This is a genomic window from Vibrio sp. H11 (assembly GCF_004804295.1).
Classification (GTDB): Bacteria; Pseudomonadota; Gammaproteobacteria; order Enterobacterales; family Vibrionaceae; genus Vibrio; species Vibrio ostreae.
Genome location: NZ_SSHN01000002.1, coordinates 382,479 through 400,548 on the forward strand (window position 1 = coordinate 382,479; position 18,070 = coordinate 400,548).

An 18,070-nucleotide genomic window follows, 5' to 3' on the forward strand; every position below is an offset into this window, starting at 1 on the left:
GGACGTTACCTAGTATATTATTAAAACACTAGCAGATTCCGTACAATTCCGCAGGTGTTTACCAGACTGCAGGCCCCTATTTATGATGAAAATAAACAGCCAACATATTGATGAAGTTGCGGCACTGCTAGCCGTTGCTGTTAACGGAACTTTTGCCGCAGCCGGAAAAGCAATTGGACGACATCCTACCATTATTTCTAAACGTATCGCTTCATTGGAGGCCCGACTTGGTGTTCGTCTGGTTGAACGCACGACACGTCAAGTTCAACTAACGGATACAGGCAAACGTCTCGCTGATAAATATAGGGTAGCGACTGACCTTATAGAGGAAGCGCAAGAAGAAGCGACTGAAAACGCGAGTAATCTGAGTGGGAGACTAAAACTAGCATTTCCAGCCACGATGGGCCGTTTGTGGTTAGCACCGAGAATTCCTGAATTTATGGCGGAATATCCAAAGCTAGAACTGGATATTAACTATAGCGATGATTATGTCGATCTTATTGAAGGTGGATTTGATGCTGCTATTCGAATTGGGCATCTAACCGACAGTCGTCTCGTTGCACGTAAGCTGACCAGTCATAAACGAATTCTCGTTGCGTCACCTAATTATTTGCAACGGCATGGAACGCCTCTAGAGCCAGACCAACTACTTGAGCACAACTGTATCGGTAACCCAAGTCTTCACTCCTACCCAATATGGCGCCTTTCCGATAGACAGCAACTAGCTATGGTTCGTACCAACGGAACATTAGTCACTAACGATAGTATCGCCATGCTAGAAGCGGCACGGGCTGGCATTGGAATACTTGGCGCCGGAGAGTGGCTTGTTGCTCGAGACATACATACAGGGACCTTAGTGCAACTAATGCCGCAATGGCATTTTGATAGCGATGGAGGAATTTATCTGGTTCGAGCGTCGCGTCACTATGTATCAGCTCGCACAGACGCATTTGGTGAATGGATTTCACAGCTATTTCAGCCAGCACCATGGAAATAGTTAGTGCTACCTTTAAGTATAATTCATGCAAACAATGCATGAGTATTGTGCAAATTTAAGATATTGCCTCCCACAGTGCATGTTGACACAATCGTCTCCAGAAGATAATCAAAGGAGATCTCAATATGCCACACCTTTCCCCAGCAATAAAATCAGGCTCATTACTGTTCTTATCCGGCCAGCTTGCTTTCGATAGCAACGGCAAAATCCATGGTGATGTTGAAGAGCAGACAGCTTTAATTCTTGCTCATCAGTTTAAGGTCCTGGCTGAATATAATTTGGGGCCAGAAAACGTCGTAAAAGCCGGCGTATGGATTACCGAGCGAAATAATTTTCAGAAATTTGATGCCGCATTTGCCAACGCATTTGGCGACCATTTGCCAACTCGTTCTACCGTTATCTCACAACTGGCTCTTGAAGATGCTTTGGTTGAAATAGACCTAGTAGCTTCCTTTGAACCGCTTACCCGTTGAGATATTGGCATATCTTTGTAATTCCCTAATTTCGGAGAAAAATATTATGAATATTCAGCGTATTGCTGCATTCTCAAACGGTTCAGAAGGGGGAAATCCCGCCGGCGTTGTTCTATGTGAATTGATGCCTGACACCAAAACCATGCAAACATTGGCAGCAGAGATTGGTTATTCGGAAACTGTATTTGCAGCTCCTAACGATGCAGGTTGGCGAGTTCGGTATTTTTCACCAGAAGTTGAAGTAGACTTTTGCGGTCATGCAACCATTGCGCTCGGCTCCGCTCTTGCGCGAGATTTTGGGCCTGGAACCTTTCAATTAACACTCAATCACGCGCAAATCAGTGTCGAAGGCTACTTCTCTGAGCAGGACTGGGGGGCTTCATTTATCTCTCCACCTACTCATAGCCGCCCAATTGGTAAGGAATTACTCTCTGAAGCCCTCGCTTTATTTGGCCTCAGTGAGGCAGATCTTGATCTACGAATTCCACCAGCGATAGCTCATGGCGGTGGAGATCACTTGATCCTTGCCTTAAAAGACAGACAAACATTGCAAGCGATGCAGTATAACCAAGAAGATGGCCGTTATTTATCTCTTCGAGAAAAGCTGGTGACATTCAACCTGATTTACGCTGAACAGAATCAAGTATTCCACTCGCGAAATCCGTTTCCTGTTGGAGGAGTATTTGAAGACCCTGCAACCGGAGCGGCGGCAGCAGCACTTTCTGGATATCTCAGAGATATCACTTGGCCTCATCAGGGATCTATCGTGATTTATCAAGGGGAAGATATGGGTATGCCTTCACGCTTAACCGCTGAGATCTCACCTCAAATTGGCTCTGGGATCAAAGTGTCAGGCAGCGCACGATTGCTTAGCTGATCAAATAACATTCACTAATGATTGAGAAGACTGGTATGCCAATATCACCAGAGAAAAAACTTGAATCACTTAATATTATTTTACCCTCAGCTCCTAAACCGGCAGGTCAATATCAACCTGCTCGTTTAGTTGGAAATATGCTTTATCTCTCTGGGCAAGGACCAAGAAGTGAAGATGGGCAATTTATAACAGGAACTTTGGGAAACGATCTTACCGTACAGGAAGGTTATTTGGCTGGGCGCAATGTGGGGTTACAAATACTGGCCGTTGCTAAAGATGTATTAGGCGATTTATCACGTATTGATTCGGTCGTTAAATTATTTGGTATGGTCAATGCCAGCGATAACTTCGTTGACCATGCCAAAGTTGTGAACGGTTGCTCTGATTTACTGGTCGAAGTTTTAGGCGAGAGGGGCTATCACACCCGCTCTGTCATGGGGGCTAATTCACTGCCTTTTAACATGATTCTTCAGGTAGATGCCATCTTCGCCATCAAATAAACACAACTTTAATAACCCCCCTACTTTTAACGGTAAAGGTATCTTTCAGGAATCAGCATGTCATTCATTGAAATTATTCTGTCTTCAGGTCGGTTCTCTGTTGATATCGCGCTCTATACGCTTCTCCCTGTCATGATAGTCATGCTGTGTATCATGAAAGTACTGGAAACAAAGGGGATAATGGATATCATTGTTAAGAAGCTGACTCCAATTTTTAAGCCGTTTGGCTTAACGGGAATGAGCACCTTCGCCTTACTTCAGATGAACTTTATCAGTTTCGCGGCTCCACTTGCTACATTGTCTATTATGCAAAGTCGAGGTGTATCAGACCGACACTTAGCCGCAACCTTGGCGATGCTATTAGCAATGGCGCAAGGCAATATTCTCTATCCAATGATCCCTTTAGGCCTCAACTGGACGGCGGCAATTGTCATTTCTATCATTGGTGGATTATGTGCATCTTCATTGACTTGGTATTTCTCAGGGCGAAATTTATCAGATAAAGACAGCCATTCTTCAGACCAAGCGTCAAATGAAAGTTCGTCCCATAGTGGTTTAATAAAGGTGATTAATGATGCTGGCATTGACGCCATTCGATTAGCGGTAGGTGCTATTCCAATGCTGACTTTGTCAATTACTATTGTCGGCATTCTCAAAGCCGCAGGAGCCGTTACAGCTCTAGAGCAAACATTATTGCCTCTGTTGAACGCCGTCGATATATCTTCCATGTTTGTTATGCCCACTCTGGCAAAATACCTAGGTGGAGGGACTGCTTATTTAGGTGTTGCGACCGATTTGATTCAACAAGGCAATATGTCCGCTACTCAGATAAATACCTCCGCCGGATTTCTGGTTAATACATTCGACTTGCCGGGTGTAGGTATATTTTTGGGTCTAAGCTATCGTTTTGTACGACTATTTAAATATGCAATACCAGGAATATTATTAGGAATTTTGGTGAGAGCGTTGCTTCACTTATTAATTTTAAGTTAATCAAAAAGAAAAACACACTCAATCAACGAGGAGAAAATTAAGAACAAATTAAATAAATAAAAAATATAATAAAATTAAAACTACATATTATTTAGAACGAGAGCATGAGTAGATAAAATTATTAATATATCAAGGATATACTGATGCAAATACTAGAATCCTTTTTTGGATTAATCGGAGATCTCACATGGGGTTGGTCACTTATTCCATTCCTTATAATATTCGGTCTCTTCTTCACAATCGCAACTGACTTTGTTCAGTTCAGGTTCTTCAAACATATGTTCCGTGTGTTACTAACTAAAAACCAAACTTCGGATCAGAATGCGATCTCTGGTCGAGAAGCTCTTTTATTGTCGATAGGCGGTCGTGTTGGTGGCGGAAACATTGCAGGTGTTGCCGTTGCTATCACGTTAGGTGGACCCGGTGCGGTATTTTGGATGTGGGTTGTTGCGCTTATCGGAATGGCGACGAGCTTAGTAGAGTGCTCACTCGCTCAGCTTTATAAGCGAGTAGACGGTGATGTTTTCCGTGGCGGTCCTGCAAGGACGATTATTCATGGTCTTGGAAAAGATTACAAATGGCTAGCTTATGTTTACTCTATATGCTTAATTGCATCTTTTGCCATCGGCTTCAGCGCATTTCAGGGTAATACAGTTGCAGGAGCAGTTACAGATAGTCTAGGTATCGATCGTATCTATACCGGAGTATTTCTTGCGGTTATAGTGAGCTTTATTATATACGGTGGTATCCATCGTATCGCCAAAACGACAGACGTCATTGTTCCAATAATGGCAATTGCATATATTGGTATTGCTTTACTCATAATCATTATGAATATCTCTGATCTTCCGGCGGTAATTGCAACAATCGTTAAAAACGCTTTTGGTATTGAGGAAGTAGTAAGTGGTGGGATGGGAGCAGCGGTTGCGAACGGTCTCCGACGAGGACTATTCTCTAATGAGGCAGGCCTTGGCTCTGCACCAAATGTTGCCGCAACAGCGGATGTAACGCACCCGATTAGCCAAGGAATAACTCAGTCTCTGTCTGTGTTCATTGATACCATCATTGTATGCAGTTGCACCGCTTTCGTGATTTTACTTGGTGACGTATATGTGCCGGGTGAGACAGTTGCTGATGGTGCCATCCTTACACAACAATCATTAGTGTCTCATCTAGGTGATTGGGCTCAGTACTATCTGACGGGGACGATTCTTTTATTCTCATTCAGTTCCATTATCTACAATTACTACTTGGGAGAAAATGCACTGACCTTTATATCGAAAAGCAAGCTGGCGTTACATATCCTTCGAATCTCAGTTATTGCTATCGTATTCATTGGGGCAGTAGCTCCAACAGCAACGTCAGTATTTTTCTTTTCAGATCCAATGATGGGTATGCTAGCTATTGTGAACTTACTCGTCCTGATAATGCTGTTCCCTACAGCAATGCGTCTGTTGAGGGATTACCGAAAAAAACTGAAAAATGGCATAGAACATCCCCAATTCAACCCGGATGAATTCCGCGATTTGGATATTGACCGTAATGCGTGGCGATCTAAAACGTCGACGATCAGAAAAAAATCAAAAAAATTCTGCGCATGGTATCGATAACGAGAACATTTCTAACTAGCTGTTATATAAGTTTATTTTCCGCTACTTGATATTGAATTTCCCTGACATCGAGTTTTGACAAAAAGGCCCATGCTTACATGGGCTTTTTTATGCACGGATGTTCTTACCTTTATCGATTTTTCCTGGTGACTACTGTCGCTGATCGGCTGGCAGGCCGTGTTGAACATCGGCGTTCGTTTGTGCCATGTTGATAGTTATCTGGATGGCGTACCAATAGATGATTGTTTTCTCTGCACAATTTAAGAGCATGGTATGCGTATTGTGCACATGAGTTATGCAATCACTTTTTGTATGAATTATTTTTGACGTTTATGGTTTTTCTTTATCTTATTGATGATGTTGGTTTTTTTATTTAGTTTTTCTGTTTTTAACCATATGGTCAGGTTTTTGCTATCTGTATGCCAACCGATGCATTCTGCTTGCGGCAGGGCACGGTGGGGATAATTGAAAAACTTACGTAAAGGAAGACGAATTGATGAAAACCAGACACGCAGCGACAACTTTGTTGATTGGCCTGTGCAGTGCCATGACTACTTCAACGGCTTGGGCTGAAATGAAATGGCAGGATTTCAGCCTGACTTATCTGAACGGCAGTCACTATGAAGTGGGCGATAAAGATCGCCAGGTATTTACCTTTGAACATGCCAGTGGTCATAACTGGGGCGATACTTTCTTCTTCATGGATCGGCTGAAATGGGATGACGGCACCACTGAAAACTACATGGAGTTTTCACCGCGCCTGAGTCTGAGCAATCTTTCCGGCAGTGAGCTGTCATTCGGTCCGGTTAAGGATGTGCTGCTGGCGAGTACCTGGGAATCTGGGGAAGGGTTTGACAACCTGCTATATGGTGTAGGCTTTTCACTCGATGTTCCCGGCTTCAAATATTTCAATATCAACCTTTATAAAGCCGATAACGATAATAATGATGACGATGAGCAGCTGACCTGGACCTGGGGTCTGCCGGTGACGATTGCGCAAGAAGAGTTCCTGTGGGATGGTTTTCTTGACTGGTCGTCCGCCTCGGACACTAACAAGGCAGAGATGAATTGGACCTCACAAATCAAATGGAATGCCGGTAAACATCTCGGCCTCGAATCACCTTTGTATCTCGGTATCGAGTATTCGTTCTGGAATAATAAATTTGGTATCGATAATGCCAATGAGCGCAACGCTTCGTTATTGGTTAAGTGGCACTTCTGAGCCTGGCGGTTGATTCTGATTGTGACCAAGCCCATGTTGTCATGGGCTTGTTGCTTTAACGCTCTAGGAACAGACAGTAACCAGCGTGACACAACAACCCGATCAGCGGCGAAATATAACTTGCTTGGTGTAGATAAAACCAAGTAGCAGGCTGAGCAGGGAAGTGGTCACCAGGGTCAGCACTGGTGGCAGTACCAGTTGATCGGCCAGCCATCCGTTGGCCAGACATAGCAGGCCCATAAATCCGAGAAACAGGAGATAGCGGGCCCCGGTCGCCTGAGATTGAAAGGTAAAGCGGGCGTTGGCAAAAAAGCTGAAACTGGCGGTCAGTATAAAGCCGGTTAGGTTGGCAACTGCCTGACTACTGTTCCACCCGTAGACACACAGAACAAAGATCCCCCAGTGAATGACGGTATTCACTATGCCGATCGCGCTGTATTTGGCAAAGAGTTTAAGCATACTGCATTTTTGGCTATCGTCACCGAGGTTGTGAGTTGTTCTGTCAGTATTTGTGTTGCAGCGCTGCAGTGCAATGTTATTGAGATCAGAAAGTGATCCTCCGCCACTGTTCTGACCCTGTGTGAGTACATCATCAATTGTCTTCATTTATGTTAGTGCCAATAAGCAATCCATTGCTGTTATCTTTATGGATAATATAGAACGCTGCTCCGTATATAGGGCAGGCAACGGTAAGTGAAAATACAGAAACGAGTTATGAGTACGGCACTGAGTAATTGTTCCAACTCGATTGTAATTTAACGTTCTGTTTTATAACGACTTTTAATTATTTTTTCTGATGTTGTAGCTTTTGGTTTTAAGTTGCTCAATAGCTATATATATGAAATCTAAGTTTGCATAAATAAAATCTATCTTTTATTCTTGTGGCATTTAAAATTCGCGCGCAATTTTTATTCACATTTTTGAAGGTAACTTTGATGTCTACTAAATTAGCTAACCCAGCACCGCTTGGCCTGATGGGATTCGGCATGACGACTATTCTGCTTAATATTCATAACGCAGGTTTCTTCCCGCTGGATTCAATGATTCTGGCTATGGGTATTTTTTACGGCGGTCTGAGCCAAGTGATTGTTGGCATCATGTGCTTTAAACGTGGTGATACATTCGGTACGACGGCGTTTACCTCTTACGGTCTGTTCTGGCTGACTCTGGTTGGTCTTATCGTGATGCCAAAAATGGGTCTGCCTGCAAGCCCGGCTTCTTTCATGGGCTGGTACCTGGCACTGTGGGGCATCTTCACTGGTTTTATGTTCATCGGTTCACTGTGCTACCCGGTAGCGAAGCAAGTGGTATTCGGTTCTCTGACTATCCTGTTTGCTCTGCTGGCGATTCGTGACTTCACCGGTAATGAATTCATCGGCATGATTGCAGGTTTCGAAGGTATCTTCTGTGGCGCGAGCGCAGTGTACTTCGCAATGGCACAGGTACTGAACAACGAATACGGTCGTGTGGTACTGCCAATCGGCGAGAAGAAAAAAGCGTCAGCACCTGCTGCGCAAGAAATCACAGCATAAGCGCTGACACGAGTGCGGACAACAAGCTGGCCTGGTGCCAGCTTTTTTTATGCCTGCGGTTTGATAGCTTGGTTTAAATCTGCTGATCAATAGTCTAATCCGACTTATTAACCCGTTTCATTCCACTGACTTATTGGTCTCATCCCGGCCGAAAATGATTTGCCCCTACTAAATTTGCGGTTGTTTGTTGATGGTTAAATGATAGTTTGATGAGTGTTTTATAAACACAACAATTCTATTTAAAAACTACAACAGGAATGTATCACCATGCTACGGATTATTACTCAGCTCTTCCCGCTTTGGGCCGTGCTGTTCTCTCTATGGGCGTATTTCTCTCCCGCATTATTTGTCGACCTGAAAAGCCAGATTGTCCCTTTACTGACCATTATTATGCTGGCCATGGGCCTGACTCTGAAACCGAAAGATTTCCTTAATGTTGTCAGCAATAAAAAGGCGATTGGCGTCGGGCTGATTCTGCAGTTTAGCGTGATGCCGTTGGCGGCGCTGCTGATCAGTCTGCTGCTCGGTTTCGATCCGGTTCTGACTATAGGTATGGTGCTGGTGGGCAGTGTGGCCGGCGGTACCTCATCCAACGTGATGTGCTATCTGGCCAAAGGCGATGTGGCGCTGTCGATCACCATGACGTCTATCTCGACGCTGCTCGGCGTAGTACTTACCCCGTTGCTGGTCGAGCTGCTGGCGGGACACAGTGTGGATGTGCCTGCGATGAGCATGTTACTCAGCCTGATTAAAATCGTGCTGTTGCCCGTGGCGATTGGCCTGCTGATCAACGTTTTCCTCCACTCTGTTACCGAAAAACTGGAACCTGTCCTGCCTTTGATTTCTATGGTGGCGATTGTGATGATCATCGCTATCGTTGTGGCACTGAATGCTGGCCAGTTACAGACAATTGGTCCTATCGTGGCGCTGGCAGTGATCATGCACAACAGTTTGGGTATTACCGCGGGTTACTGGGTGTGCCGGGGGCTAGGCTTTAATGAGAGTATTTGTCGTACGGTCGCCTTTGAAGTCGGTTTGCAGAACTCGGGTCTGGCGACGGCTCTGGCGATGAAATTCTTTACCCCGGCTTCAGCCGTGGCCGGAACGATTTTCTCCATCTGGCACAATCTTTCCGGCTCTTTACTGGCAGGATACTGGAGCAAGCGAACGTCTCAGATGAGTGCTCTGCCTGACGCTGAAAGTAGCCGTTAGCCCGCCGCGGATCTCATATTCAATCATGACAATAAGAAGGCTTCGGTCTTCTTTTTTGTTTCCTTTTTTTTATCGGCAAAACTTTTAGTCAATTGTTCGTGCACGTACATATAGATGATAATGGTCGATGGTTACAGGGTTTATATGGCGATATGACTCAGGTTGAGCATGTATTGGTAAACAACGAGAGCCAATGCCCGTAAGTAGTGCGCTTTGCGCGATTATGGTTTGCTTTGCTGCCCGCAGAATTAACTTTTTAGTTATTTGCTTAGCTTTTGGTTTGTGATGGAAAGTTGGGCAATGGTTATTATCAATAGCATTGATAGCGAATGAATCGCGACGAATGACAGGGAAGGGACACCATGAGCAGCACACTATCGAGTTCACTTGATGCTGAAGTGGCATCAGGCCAAGTTCAGCAAGCCAAGACAGCAGATTCACGTAAAGCCATTTTCGCCATTTCGCTCGGCAACGGACTGGAAATGTACGACTTTACCGTATACAGCTTTTTTGCCGTCATTATCGGTGAGTTATTTTTCAATGTCGGTGGCGCTGCCGCAGGTTTACTGCTCTCGCTCGCGACATTCGGGGTCGGTTTTGTCATGCGACCGTTGGGCGCGGTTATGATCGGTAACTATGCCGACAAGTATGGCCGTAAAGCGGCACTGACCCTGACTATTACCCTGATGACCGTCGGAACCGGGATGATCGCGCTGACGCCGACCTATGAAAGCATAGGGATTGCTGCCACGATTATTCTGGTGGTAGGGCGTCTGCTGCAGGGGTTGTCGGCGGGGGGAGAGATTGGTACTGCCTCTGCGGCTTTGATGGAATCGGATAACTATCAGCGGCGCTGTTATATGGTGAGCTGGCAGATCGCCAGTCAGGGCGCGGCTGCCCTGGTCGGGGCTCTGGTCGGTTTTGCCGTCAACGGGCTGTTGTCACCTGAAGAGGTACATAGCTGGGGCTGGCGTATTCCGTTTGTACTGGGCTTGTTGATTGGTCCGGTTGGCTGGTACATCCGTCGTCATCTCAATGAATCCCATCAGGCTGACCCAAAAGCGCAGGATACTCCGTTCAAGACCGTACTCAGCAAGCAGGGCGGTACCATACTAACCGGTATGCTGATGATTTGGGGTGGCACCGCCTGCATGTATATTGAGGTGTTTTACATGCCGACTTACCTCATCAAAGAGCTGGGTTATTCCTCGACCACGGCCTTTGCCGTCGCTGTCATGGCGGGGCTGATGTTGATGGTGCTGATGCCGGTGTTCGGCAAATGGGCTGATCGTCTGGCGAGCCGAAAAACACTGCCGCTGCTCGGCATGTTCGGTTCCTTCCTGTTTATTTATCCGGCCTTCACGTTACTGGGTGGCGATGCTTCTGTGGTCAAAGCGCTGCTGGTCATTGGTGTGTTGATTGCCCTGTTTGCGTTATCGAATGCGTCACTGCTGGTACTGATCATGGAAGCGTTTTCGCAGCAGTACCGGGCCAGTGGGATTTCAATGATTTACGGCTTTGGTGTAACCGTCTTCGGTGGTTTTACTCCGCTATTGGTCGCTAGTCTGATTGAGTGGAGTGGGAACAAGATGGCACCGGCTTTTTATCTGATGTTCGCCATCGTGGTCAGCTGCATCGCGATGGGCCGTTTTCCGGCTAAAGTTGTTAAGTCTTAAAGAGCCTTAGTCATAAAGAGCTGTAGTCATAAAGCGCCGCAGTTAACATGCTCGCATAAGTAAAACGCTGCACTTAACCCGTGCCGATGTAACCTGAATCCAACATAAGGAAATGACGATGACAGTACCTGAATTCTCTCTGTTGAATGACGCCGACTTTGTCGCCAGTTGCGAACAATTTATCCAGACCCGCCATACCATTCACGCTCACCCTGAACTCGGTGCCGAAGTTCCGGCAACTGCCGAGCTGGTGGCTGGCCTGCTGCGCGAGTGGGGTTATGAGACCCATACCGGGATCGGTGGCCACGGTGTGGTCGGAGTGCTGAAAAATGGTTCTTCAGCGCGCACGATCGGCCTTCGTGCTGATATGGATGCATTGCCGATTCATGAACAAACCGGATTGCCTTACGCCAGTACCATTGACGGGCGCATGCATGCCTGCGGTCATGATGGCCACACTGCCATCTTGCTTGCGGCGGCATATCATTTGGCGCGTCACCGGTCGTTCGATGGCACGCTCAATCTGATTTTTCAGCCGGATGAAGAGGGATTATCGGGCGCCAAAGCCATGATCGCAGATGGTCTGTTTGAGCGCTTTCCGTGTGATGCCATCTTTGCGCTGCATAATATGCCGGGTAAGGCAGTCGGCCAGGCCGATGTACGCAGTGGGGTGTTTATGGCGTCGTCCGATAAAGTGACCATACGTCTGACCGGTAAAGGCGGTCATGCAGCTCTGCCGCATCTCTCCAACGATGTCACGATTGCCATCGGCCATATCATTCTCGGGCTGCAAAGTATTGTGTCGCGCAATATCAATCCCGCGGATCAAAGTATTATCAGTATTGGTCAGGTTCTGGCAGGTACGACACCAAATGTGATCCCAAATGATGCGATGATGACGCTATCTGTGCGCAACTTTAGTGTTGCTAATCAGGTTCTGATTGAAAAACGCATTCGCGAAATTGTTGCCGGTCAGTGTCAGGCATTTGGGATTAGCGGCGAAGTGGAGTATTTGCGCCAGGTTCCGTCTGTGCATAACTCGGCTGCGGAAACGCTGGCAGCGCGTGCGGCGGTGCAAGCCGTGCTGGGTGATGACAATGTGGCCGGCGATGACGCGCCGGTCATTCCGGGCAGCGAAGATTTTGCCTGGATGCTGCAGCAGCGTCCGGGTTGTTATTTTACCCTGGCGAACGGATTAGGCGAGTGGCATGGCTGCTCGGTGCATAATCCGGGCTATGATTTTAATGATAAGTTAGTAACGATAGGTGCGGCCTGTTGGGTCCGGTTGGTCGGTGATTATCTGCGTGCAGATTAATACCGGCTTACTATGGCTGAGAACAGGGCGCCATTAGGTAACAGGACGAGATGAAATTACATCAGATTAAAGCCTTTCTGGCGGTCAGTAATGCCGGCAGCCTGAAAACGGCCGCCGAGCAGTTACACCTGACTCAGCCTGCTCTGAGCAAAGCGATTAAAGAGCTGGAGCAACAATACGGGGTGGCGCTGTTTGAACGTACTTCCGGCGGTCTGACACTCACGCCTTATGGTGAGCGTCTGCTCGGCTATGCCCGCATGATGAACGAGACTGCACGGCGTGCCAAACAGGACATCGATACCATGCGCGGGGTATCCAATTGCAGTATTACCATCGGCGTAACGCCGGTGGCGTCTTTGATCAAATCGCTGACCACCAGCCTGAACGCATTTATGCAGCGTTATCCGGAAGTAACGCTGCGTATTATTGAACTGCGTCCGGCGCCGTTGCTTAATCAATTGCGCCAGGGTGGGGTTGATTTTGCCATTACCTCGCAGATTCCGGTGATAGACAGCGCTTTGGAATGGCAGGCTATCTGCCGTATTCCGAATGTGGTCGTGACGCGCAAGTCGCATCCGCTGTGCAATACCCGCTCGCTGCGCACATTGCACCAGAGCGAATGGCTGACACTGGATGCGCCGGATGACCCGAATACTTATCACCATCAACTTTTTTCGGTCAACGGTTTACCTATCCCGTCACGCATTCGTGAGTGCACATCAATGACACTGGCCCGTGCTTTGATCCAGACTGCTGATTTTGCCGCGCTGTTTTCGGTCGAATCGCTCGATCTGGATTATATCAAGAACGAATTTGCGGTGGTGCCGCTGCTGGACAACATTCCTGACAGTGTGATTTCTATGGTGCGTCCGAAGCGGGAAATTATGACTCAGAGTGCGATGACGCTGTTTGATACCATATTGCAGGACATGCGCGATATTTATCCTGACTTTAATCACTCATAGCGCTCTCGATCCAATAAGAAAGGGCCAGCATTGCTGGCCCTTGGTTTTGTGTAATCCACTGCTTTTATTATTTTAATCAGCTGTTATCAGATTGAAGTTTCTTGTGCTGTTTCCGAGCTGGCTTCAACTGCTGTATGCGGGGATTTACCCGTTTTACGCTGATATTTCTCTTCCCAGTAAGTCGCATTCTTGATGCCCAGTTTTACCGGGTTGAAGATGTACTCATCCACACCCTGTTTTTGCTGATCTTCGTAATCTTTCAGCGCCGCCATGGTTGGTTTGGCGAGGAAGAAGATGATCAGAATACCGATGATGTTCAGCCACGCCATCAGGCCAACACCAATGTCACCCATTGCCCAGGCCAGGTTAGCCGTTTTCACCGTGCCGTAGAATACCGCCGCCATGATGGTGATTTTCAGGATGAACATCAGGCCGTCAACTTTAAAGGTACGACGGATGTAGGCGATGTTGGTTTCTGCAATGTAGTAGTAAGCCAGAATGGTGGTAAAGGCGAAGAAGAACAGTGCAAAGGCAACAAATGGTTTACCCACGCCCGGTAGGGCGGTTTCGATAGCGGTCTGAGTAAAGACCGGACCGTTAGCACTGATATCTGCGGCCAGGTTCTGAACCAGGAACACACCTTCTGCGCCGCCGTGTACGTTGTACGCACCCGTGATCAGAATCATGAACGCTGTTGCTGAACAAACCAGCAGGGTATCAATGTAGATAGAGAAGGATTGCACCAGACCTTGCTGAGCCGGGTGCTCTACGCTTGCCGCCGCCGCGGCATGAGGACCTGTACCCTGACCGGCTTCGTTCGAGTAAACACCACGTTTCACACCCCAGCCAATCGCCGCGCCTACACCTGCCATAGGTGTAAAGGCATCGCCGATGATCATGGCAAAGATACGTGGTACTTCACCGATGTTCAGCAGAATGATCACGAAAGCGGTAATGATGTACGCCAGAGCCATAAATGGCACCACGATCTGGGTGAAACTGGCAATACGTTTTACGCCACCGAAGATGATGAAGCCAAGCATGATGGCAATCACAGTACCGGTCAGAATTTTTGCAAAACTGAACGTGCCGATCGCTGTGTTAATCATGTCACCTGAGCCAAATGCAGCTTCAACCGCATTACCAATACTGTTGGACTGAACACCCGGCAGCAGTACGCCACACGCGAAGATGGTCGAGATTGCGAAGATCCAGGCGTACCATTTCTGGCCCATGGCTTTCTCAATGTAGTAAGCCGGACCACCACGGAATTCACCGTTGTCTTCTTCTTTATAAATCTGCGCCAGAGTGGATTCTGCGTAGGCGGTTGCTGCGCCGAAGAAGGCCACTACCCACATCCAGAATACCGCCCCCGGACCACCGAAACCGATAGCCGCTGCCACACCGGCGATGTTACCTGTACCGACACGACCGGACAGTGATACGGCCAGTGCCTGGAATGAAGAAATCCCTTTAGAGGAGCTTTTGCCTGACAATAGCAAACGCCACATTTCAAAGAAGTGACGCACCTGAACGAAACGGGTCAGGATTGAATAGAACAAACCTGCGCCAAGACACAGATAAATCAGTGCCGGGCTCCAGATGATTCCGTTCAGAAAATCAACAAATGACTGCATGAATATTTCCCTGTTATTAGAAAGTTGTGTTAGTTTTTCCGTTCAACATAATAATCTTTTTGTAATTTAAATGTTAACTGATTTGTCTGGGAAAGCGCAGTAGCGTGAGCTAGAGCACGAAATGCTAGGTAAATGTTAAATTAATGCTATGCTTTATTAGTTTTTGGTTAATAAATGGTAAATTGGTGCGTAATTGCTTAATAAAGCAAATGATATCACTATTGATGAATAAGTAACTGGTAGATATGACTATACTTGTCGGTGAGAGAACAGTAGAGGATCGTTCTGCGACGCTAAAATGGCGCCCTATCCGGGCAGATTACGCGGTTCGGGCTGATGTGCCTGAGCAGAAAGCGAGGGAGGCCAGCCACTCAGGCAACATTTTTAACAGACTTAGTGCGGTAAATACGGGTCAAAGTTAACCGGTTGTGCTGCTAAACCGATCAAACACTTCAACAGTTCACCTGGCTGCACCGGCAACCAGGTCAAACGGACAAAGCGACTTAAGAGGCGCTCTGGTAACGGAACACATTGAGGCCCTTAGTATCAATCGCAGCTTCACCACGAGTGACAATATCGGCCAGCAGATGGGCAGAACCACATGCCATGGTCCAGCCAAGCGTGCCATGGCCGGTATTGGTAAACAGGTTATCGAACTGAGTCTTGCCAATAATCGGTGTGCCATCCGGTGTCATCGGACGGAAGCCGGTCCAGAATTCTGCCTGGTTGAAGTCGCCTCCCTGCGGGAACAGATCGCGTACCACCATTTCGATGGTCTCTTTGCGTGCGGTCGGAATAGACGGATCAAAACCAGCCAATTCTGCGGTACCGGCGACGCGAATCCGGTTATCAAAACGGGTCAGCGCGACTTTATAGGTCTCATCCATGATGGTCGATTTCGGTGCCAGTTCACGATTGGTGATCGGCACAGTCAGCGAGTAGCCTTTGACCGGATAGACTGGAATATCAATGCCTATTGGTTTTAGCAATGACGTCGAGTAACTGCCCATAGCGACCACATAAGCATCGGCTTTAAGTAGGCCTTTATCGGTTTGGACACCGACGATCTTATTGCCTTCTTTAGCCAGTGCTTTAATTTGCGTGTTGAATTCAAAACGCACACCGTGAGCTTTGGCCAGCTCAGTCATCTGCTGACAGAACAGGTAACAGTCACCGGTGGCATCATCCGGCAGGTACAGGCCGCCGACCAGCTTGTCTTTGACCGGGGCCAGGCCCGGTTCCTGGGCAATACAGCTGTCAACATTCATCAGTTCAAAGCGCACGCCACTCTCTTCCAGCAGGCGCATGTCTTTTTCAATCGCAACCAGCTGTTTTTCATCACGGAACACCTGCAGTGTACCTTGCTGACGACCTTCGTACTGCACGTTATGCTCTTTGTTAAGCTGATTCAGGCATTCACGGCTGTGGTTGGCAATCGCCAGCATACGGGCTTTGTTAACCTGGTAACGCGACAACTGGCAGTTGGACAGCATTTGCGTCATCCAGCCGAGCAGTTTTGGATCCAGCGATGGTTTGATTTTGAGTGGAGCATGCTTTTCAAACAGCCATTTTACCGCTTTTTGCGGAATACCAGGCGCAGCCCATGGTGAAGAGTAGCCGTAAGAGATCTGACCGGCGTTGGCAAAACTGGTTTCTTCTGCGCTGCGTGCCTGGCGATCGATCACCGTGACACTGTGTCCTGCCTGTGACAGATACCATGCTGAGGTTAAACCCACGACGCCGCTGCCTAAAACGATAACTTCCATCATTGACTTCCTATGTGACTGGCTGTTTTTGTATTGGGCGTAGTTTCTTTGCTTTACCTTTTGTTAACAATCGATAAAAATTATCACCAGTGTTTAGAAATTCTATAAGCAGGCAATATTGAATACATCGAGTCATCACTCAAAAAAACACAGTGACAGGCTGAAAAGCCAAAGTGTTTCCGCGTTATATACCTTTATGCAGGTCGCTCAGTACCCGAGTTTCAGCAGTGCAGCGAAAGATCTGCATCTGACAACCGGTGCGATTAGTCAGCAATTGTTGCAGCTGGAAGAGCAGTTAGGTTTTAGTCTGTTTGAACGGCATTCGCGCGGTGTCCGTCTGACCGAAGCCGGCCAGACGTTATTGACCGTAGTACAGCGCAGTTTTCAGGAAATCGATTCAGCAGTGCAAAGCCTGAGTCAGGGCGATAACCGTAAGGAGATCCGGCTCAAACTGACCCCGTCTCTGGCGTTTAAATGGCTGGTGCCGAGGCTGGATGATTTTTATCGTCACAATCCGGATATTCAGATTCAGATGTTTGCTGAAGGCGCCTTGGTTGACAGTGACCGGCGTGACTTTGACCTGGCGATCGATTACGGTCCGTTACCTTATCCGAAAGCCAACGCCGAACTACTGATGGCTGAATCGCTGCTGCCGGTGATGAGCCCGGCTTATCTTGCCGGACACCCTGACCTTGGTCTTACATCCGGCTGGAAAGAGGTGGTACTGCTGCACGATGCCATGCCCTGGGCTAAAGCGCCGCGCGATTTTGAATGGCTGTACTGGGCCTCGGAAATGGGGCTGGAACTGGCGACCCAGCGCGGCCACTTTTTTAACCGTACTGATATGGCGATGTCGGCGGCGGAAGCGGGAGTGGGGATCGCGATGGCCCGGATGGCGCTGATTACCACCGAGCTGGAGAGCGGCAAACTGGTGACGCCGTTTGAGCCCATCGCGGCCAACGCTGGTTATTTTCTCATTACTCATACCGCCAATGAGACCACCCGGGTATTCAGAGACTGGCTGAAACAGCAAATCGGCGCGTAAGGCGCAGTGCGGCTGTCGTGGCGTCATTGGGTGTTCAACCACTCGGTGCTGATTGTGGAGTGGTGACACGGCCACCGGGAGACGTGCACGCAGGTGATTCGAACTTAATCGGCTGTTGGGAGTTATCTTGGCCTTTCGCTGGCGACGGCCCGCCAGGCTGATGTCGCCATATTTCCAGCTGGACGGAGTCTGTGTACATCGTATTTACGCTTGGCCGACACCGCAGCACTCGAGTGGTGAACGGTAACCG

Annotated in this window: 16 protein-coding genes; 13 read left to right on the forward strand and 3 right to left on the reverse strand. The window is 47.8% G+C overall.

The window, feature by feature from the left end; all coding sequences use genetic code 11:
* Positions 1 to 82: 82 nt before the first annotated feature.
* The 7 genes from E6C74_RS04490 (at position 83) to E6C74_RS04520 (ending at position 6,672) form a co-directional block, all read left to right on the forward strand.
* Entirely contained in the window at positions 83 to 997 is a 915-nt protein-coding gene (locus E6C74_RS04490; RefSeq protein WP_168796953.1) for a LysR family transcriptional regulator, read from the forward strand.
* A gap of 125 nt (positions 998 to 1,122) precedes the next feature.
* The gene (locus E6C74_RS04495; RefSeq protein WP_136483500.1) at positions 1,123 to 1,470 is read left to right on the forward strand and encodes a RidA family protein; all 348 of its coding nucleotides are present in this window, start codon (positions 1,123 to 1,125) and stop codon (positions 1,468 to 1,470) included.
* Positions 1,471 to 1,516: 46 nt separating this feature from the next.
* Positions 1,517 to 2,347 carry a PhzF family phenazine biosynthesis protein gene (locus E6C74_RS04500; RefSeq protein WP_136483501.1) on the forward strand — a complete coding sequence of 277 codons (831 nt, stop codon included), beginning with the start codon at positions 1,517 to 1,519 and terminating at the stop codon, positions 2,345 to 2,347.
* 17 nt (positions 2,348 to 2,364) lie between these two features.
* On the forward strand, positions 2,365 to 2,847 hold the full coding sequence (locus tag E6C74_RS04505; RefSeq protein ID WP_206208375.1) for a RidA family protein: 483 nt from the start codon (positions 2,365 to 2,367) through the stop codon (positions 2,845 to 2,847).
* A 57-nt stretch (positions 2,848 to 2,904) separates the two neighbouring features.
* Complete coding sequence (locus tag E6C74_RS04510; RefSeq protein ID WP_136483502.1) at positions 2,905 to 3,840, forward strand: nucleoside recognition domain-containing protein; 936 nt, start codon at positions 2,905 to 2,907, stop codon at positions 3,838 to 3,840.
* 143 nt (positions 3,841 to 3,983) lie between these two features.
* Complete coding sequence (locus E6C74_RS04515) at positions 3,984 to 5,450, forward strand: alanine/glycine:cation symporter family protein (RefSeq protein WP_136483503.1); 1,467 nt, start codon at positions 3,984 to 3,986, stop codon at positions 5,448 to 5,450.
* A gap of 496 nt (positions 5,451 to 5,946) precedes the next feature.
* Positions 5,947 to 6,672 (forward strand): outer membrane protein OmpK, encoded by a 726-nt coding sequence (locus E6C74_RS04520; RefSeq protein WP_136483504.1) that lies wholly within the window; start codon positions 5,947 to 5,949, stop codon positions 6,670 to 6,672.
* Positions 6,673 to 6,774: 102 nt separating this feature from the next.
* Here the strand turns inward: E6C74_RS04520 and E6C74_RS04525 are convergent, their stop codons facing one another.
* Positions 6,775 to 7,131: a GtrA family protein gene (locus E6C74_RS04525; protein ID WP_136483505.1), complete on the reverse strand. Its 357-nt coding sequence runs from the start codon at positions 7,129 to 7,131 to the stop codon at positions 6,775 to 6,777.
* Between the two features lie 476 nt (positions 7,132 to 7,607).
* On the opposite strand from E6C74_RS04525, the gene E6C74_RS04530 reads away from it, so the two are divergent.
* The 5 genes from E6C74_RS04530 to E6C74_RS04550 all read left to right on the forward strand — a co-directional run bounded on the left by E6C74_RS04530 (position 7,608) and on the right by E6C74_RS04550 (position 13,372).
* Positions 7,608 to 8,204 carry a GPR1/FUN34/YaaH family transporter gene (locus E6C74_RS04530; RefSeq protein WP_136483506.1) on the forward strand — a complete coding sequence of 199 codons (597 nt, stop codon included), beginning with the start codon at positions 7,608 to 7,610 and terminating at the stop codon, positions 8,202 to 8,204.
* A gap of 267 nt (positions 8,205 to 8,471) precedes the next feature.
* Positions 8,472 to 9,416: a bile acid:sodium symporter family protein gene (locus E6C74_RS04535; protein ID WP_136483507.1), complete on the forward strand. Its 945-nt coding sequence runs from the start codon at positions 8,472 to 8,474 to the stop codon at positions 9,414 to 9,416.
* A 362-nt stretch (positions 9,417 to 9,778) separates the two neighbouring features.
* Positions 9,779 to 11,092: an MFS transporter gene (locus E6C74_RS04540; protein ID WP_136483508.1), complete on the forward strand. Its 1,314-nt coding sequence runs from the start codon at positions 9,779 to 9,781 to the stop codon at positions 11,090 to 11,092.
* Positions 11,093 to 11,210: 118 nt separating this feature from the next.
* Positions 11,211 to 12,407: a M20 aminoacylase family protein gene (locus E6C74_RS04545; RefSeq protein ID WP_136483509.1), complete on the forward strand. Its 1,197-nt coding sequence runs from the start codon at positions 11,211 to 11,213 to the stop codon at positions 12,405 to 12,407.
* A gap of 50 nt (positions 12,408 to 12,457) precedes the next feature.
* Positions 12,458 to 13,372 carry a LysR family transcriptional regulator gene (locus E6C74_RS04550; RefSeq protein WP_136483510.1) on the forward strand — a complete coding sequence of 305 codons (915 nt, stop codon included), beginning with the start codon at positions 12,458 to 12,460 and terminating at the stop codon, positions 13,370 to 13,372.
* Positions 13,373 to 13,458: 86 nt separating this feature from the next.
* Here the strand turns inward: E6C74_RS04550 and E6C74_RS04555 are convergent, their stop codons facing one another.
* Positions 13,459 to 15,009: an alanine/glycine:cation symporter family protein gene (locus E6C74_RS04555; protein ID WP_136483511.1), complete on the reverse strand. Its 1,551-nt coding sequence runs from the start codon at positions 15,007 to 15,009 to the stop codon at positions 13,459 to 13,461.
* Between the two features lie 503 nt (positions 15,010 to 15,512).
* Complete coding sequence (locus E6C74_RS04560) at positions 15,513 to 16,775, reverse strand: D-amino acid dehydrogenase (RefSeq protein ID WP_168796960.1); 1,263 nt, start codon at positions 16,773 to 16,775, stop codon at positions 15,513 to 15,515.
* Between the two features lie 160 nt (positions 16,776 to 16,935).
* Between E6C74_RS04560 and E6C74_RS04565 the strand changes: the two genes are divergently transcribed.
* Positions 16,936 to 17,820 carry a LysR substrate-binding domain-containing protein gene (locus tag E6C74_RS04565; RefSeq protein ID WP_276605440.1) on the forward strand — a complete coding sequence of 295 codons (885 nt, stop codon included), beginning with the start codon at positions 16,936 to 16,938 and terminating at the stop codon, positions 17,818 to 17,820.
* Positions 17,821 to 18,070: the final 250 nt, after the last annotated feature.

Excerpts from the sequence above, each read along its gene's own strand:
- E6C74_RS04540 (WP_136483508.1), top strand. The coding sequence starts at position 9,779 with ATGAGCAGCACACTATCGAGTTCACTTGATGCTGAAGTGGCATCAGGC.
- E6C74_RS04490 (WP_168796953.1), top strand. The coding sequence starts at position 83 with ATGATGAAAATAAACAGCCAACATATTGATGAAGTTGCGGCACTGCTA.
- E6C74_RS04520 (WP_136483504.1), top strand. The coding sequence starts at position 5,947 with ATGAAAACCAGACACGCAGCGACAACTTTGTTGATTGGCCTGTGCAGT.
- E6C74_RS04535 (WP_136483507.1), top strand. The coding sequence starts at position 8,472 with ATGCTACGGATTATTACTCAGCTCTTCCCGCTTTGGGCCGTGCTGTTC.
- E6C74_RS04495 (WP_136483500.1), top strand. The coding sequence starts at position 1,123 with ATGCCACACCTTTCCCCAGCAATAAAATCAGGCTCATTACTGTTCTTA.
- E6C74_RS04530 (WP_136483506.1), top strand. The coding sequence starts at position 7,608 with ATGTCTACTAAATTAGCTAACCCAGCACCGCTTGGCCTGATGGGATTC.
- E6C74_RS04515 (WP_136483503.1), top strand. The coding sequence starts at position 3,984 with ATGCAAATACTAGAATCCTTTTTTGGATTAATCGGAGATCTCACATGG.
- E6C74_RS04510 (WP_136483502.1), top strand. The coding sequence starts at position 2,905 with ATGTCATTCATTGAAATTATTCTGTCTTCAGGTCGGTTCTCTGTTGAT.
- E6C74_RS04545 (WP_136483509.1), top strand. The coding sequence starts at position 11,211 with ATGACAGTACCTGAATTCTCTCTGTTGAATGACGCCGACTTTGTCGCC.
- E6C74_RS04525 (WP_136483505.1), bottom strand. The coding sequence starts at position 7,131 with ATGCTTAAACTCTTTGCCAAATACAGCGCGATCGGCATAGTGAATACC.
- E6C74_RS04505 (WP_206208375.1), top strand. The coding sequence starts at position 2,365 with ATGATTGAGAAGACTGGTATGCCAATATCACCAGAGAAAAAACTTGAA.
- E6C74_RS04550 (WP_136483510.1), top strand. The coding sequence starts at position 12,458 with ATGAAATTACATCAGATTAAAGCCTTTCTGGCGGTCAGTAATGCCGGC.
- E6C74_RS04555 (WP_136483511.1), bottom strand. The coding sequence starts at position 15,009 with ATGCAGTCATTTGTTGATTTTCTGAACGGAATCATCTGGAGCCCGGCA.
- E6C74_RS04560 (WP_168796960.1), bottom strand. The coding sequence starts at position 16,775 with ATGGAAGTTATCGTTTTAGGCAGCGGCGTCGTGGGTTTAACCTCAGCA.
- E6C74_RS04500 (WP_136483501.1), top strand. The coding sequence starts at position 1,517 with ATGAATATTCAGCGTATTGCTGCATTCTCAAACGGTTCAGAAGGGGGA.